This window comes from Microcystis wesenbergii FACHB-1317, assembly GCF_014696875.1.
Lineage (GTDB): Bacteria > Cyanobacteriota > Cyanobacteriia > Cyanobacteriales > Microcystaceae > Microcystis > Microcystis wesenbergii_A.
This window is the reverse complement of the sequence record NZ_JACJQV010000023.1, coordinates 1-2317: the sequence shown is the minus strand read 5'-3', so window position 1 is coordinate 2317 and position 2317 is coordinate 1. Positions and strand designations below refer to the sequence as shown.

Here is a 2317-nt window from a genome sequence, read left to right as displayed (position 1 = left end):
TGGTTATTTATCTAAGGAAAAGTGACTCCCCCAAAGTCCGACAGAATGATTATAAACAAGGGAAAACCTCTCATCAATTTGAAGTGATTAGACTCTGGGAACAACCCTCGGAAACCCTATTAAAGGCCCCCGGACTGTTTCCTTTTGCCATACTCGCTCAAGCTGAGAAACAAGAAAACTTACTGCGGCAAATTGCCCAAGAAATTGAGCAAATCAGCGATAGTCGAGAACAAAGTAATCTGGCCGCATCTACCGCAATTCTAGCCGGGTTAGTATTAGAGAAAGACATCATTCAACGATTATTGAGGAAAGACATCATGAAAGAATCCGTTATCTATCAAGAAATCTGGTCGGAAGGTTTACAAGAGGGACGACAAGAGGGAGAAGCTAACCTAGTTTTACGTCTATTAAATCGGCGTGTAGGGGACATTTCTCCCGAATTACTGCCCAATATCCGCAGTCTTGACCTAGAACAGTTAGAAAACTTGGGAGAAGCTTTGTTAGATTTTCAGTCACTACAAGATTTAGAAGAATGGCTGGAAAATTGCCGAGCCAATTAGTACAAGTAAACTAGATGCTGTCTATCCATTCCCATGGAAGCAGCAAACTCTCAACTCCCTTGAGAGTAGTTCGCATTTTAATCTATTCCCCGGTAGAGATCGGCGATCGCTAACTCTAGGTTAATACTTGACAGGATCACGCAATCGCCTGTCTCGTAAATAGTCGTTTCCCATATCCCCAGAGAATTACGACGACGGCATTCCACGCGCTGGATTTCTTGGGAAATTAATACATATTCTTCTAAAGTTTCTATCTGTTGATAATCTTGGAATTTTTCGCCCTTGTCAAAAGCAGTCGTACTGGGGGAAAGCACTTCCGCGATCAGTTTCGGATAGCGTTTCAGATAACGATCTTGGCGATCGCGAGGATCGCAGGTAACAAAAGCATCGGGATAGTAATAAAACTGATCTTGATAGTTAACCTTGACATTACCCGAGTGAAACCTACAGTCTGTAGAGTCGCCGAAATGTTCGTCAATGACTTTGAGAAAATTGAAGGCAATGCGATCGTGATTATCCGTACCGCCGGCCATCGCGTAAACCAAACCACGTCGGTATTCATGGCGGATCTGGCTCTGGCGCTCGATAGCGAGATATTCTTGGGGACTGATGTAGTTGGGAACTGCGATCATAATCTCTAGGGGAAAGCCTAATCTTAATTATAGTCGGAAGGTTTAGGAGAGGGACTTCTGCTGACACTAGGTTAAATTTTGGGCGCGGACAGTTCGAGCAACTCACTGACCACGATGCGCTTCTTCTAATTAGTACAATCATATTATTCTCCAGAGCGATTGTATTTGTCCTCTTTAAGAGGGAATAATAATACAATTGAGGATGCAGTCAATCCCCTTAATCTCTATGGTCAATAAACTATACTACGGTGATAACCTAGAAGTGCTGCGGAAATATATCAAAGATGAATCGATCGATCTTTGTTATATCGATCCACCCTTTAATTCTAAACGCAATTACAACCAAATTTATAACAACTTAGGCAAGGAAGATCAAGCACAAGCACAAGCGTTTGTAGATACCTGGACATGGGATAATCACGCTAACGAAGCTTTAGAAGAAATTCAAAGCAACTATCAGGGTAAATTTACCAGTCAGACTATTGATTTAATTGACGGTTTAACCAAAGTTTTAGGTAAAGGTAGTCTTCTCGCTTATCTGGTGAGTATGACTCTGAGGATTGTGGAAATCCATCGAGTTTTAAAATCTACTGGTAGCTTTTATCTCCACTGCGATCCTACTGCTAGTCATTATTTAAAAATAGTTTTAGATACTATTTTTTGCTCTCAGAAAGGAGAATTTCAAAATGAGATTATTTGGCACTATTCAGGATGGAATGCTCGTTTAAAAGATTCTTTCAGTAAAAGACATGATGTTATACTTTTTTATTCCAGAAAAGTGGGACAAGTTTTTAATTCTTATGCAACGGATTGGGAATCAGAGTTAGAGTATGCTCGTTTAAGAAAACAAAAAGTTCATACTGACAATCAAGGAAAAAAATATGTTTTGTCTGATGGAGGACAAGGAAAAAGAGTTAAGCGTTATTTAGAGGAAGCTATGGAATATGGCAAACCAGTTGACGATGTATGGAATATCGATAAAATTAATAATTCATCAAAAGAACGTCTGGGTTATCCCACGCAAAAACCGGAGGCATTGTTAGAAAGAATAATCAAAGCAAGTAGTAATAAAGGAGATGTAATTTTAGATGCCTATTGTGGGTGTGGAACGACTATCGCTGTAGC

3 protein-coding genes are annotated in these 2317 nt (G+C 40.1%); 2 read left to right on the top strand and 1 reads right to left on the bottom strand.

Features of this window, described 5'->3' with window-relative positions:
• A partial coding sequence (locus H6F92_RS00360; protein ID WP_190356399.1) for a DUF4351 domain-containing protein occupies positions 1–560 on the top strand: 560 nt, incomplete at its 5' end.
• Positions 561–637: 77 nt separating this feature from the next.
• On the opposite strand, the gene H6F92_RS00355 is transcribed toward H6F92_RS00360, so the two are convergent.
• The gene (locus tag H6F92_RS00355) at positions 638–1192 is read right to left on the bottom strand and encodes a Uma2 family endonuclease (RefSeq protein ID WP_190356398.1); all 555 of its coding nucleotides are present in this window, start codon (positions 1190–1192) and stop codon (positions 638–640) included.
• 226 nt (positions 1193–1418) lie between these two features.
• Here H6F92_RS00355 and H6F92_RS00350 point away from each other — a divergent pair.
• A partial coding sequence (locus H6F92_RS00350) for a DNA-methyltransferase (protein WP_190356397.1) occupies positions 1419–2317 on the top strand: 899 nt, incomplete at its 3' end.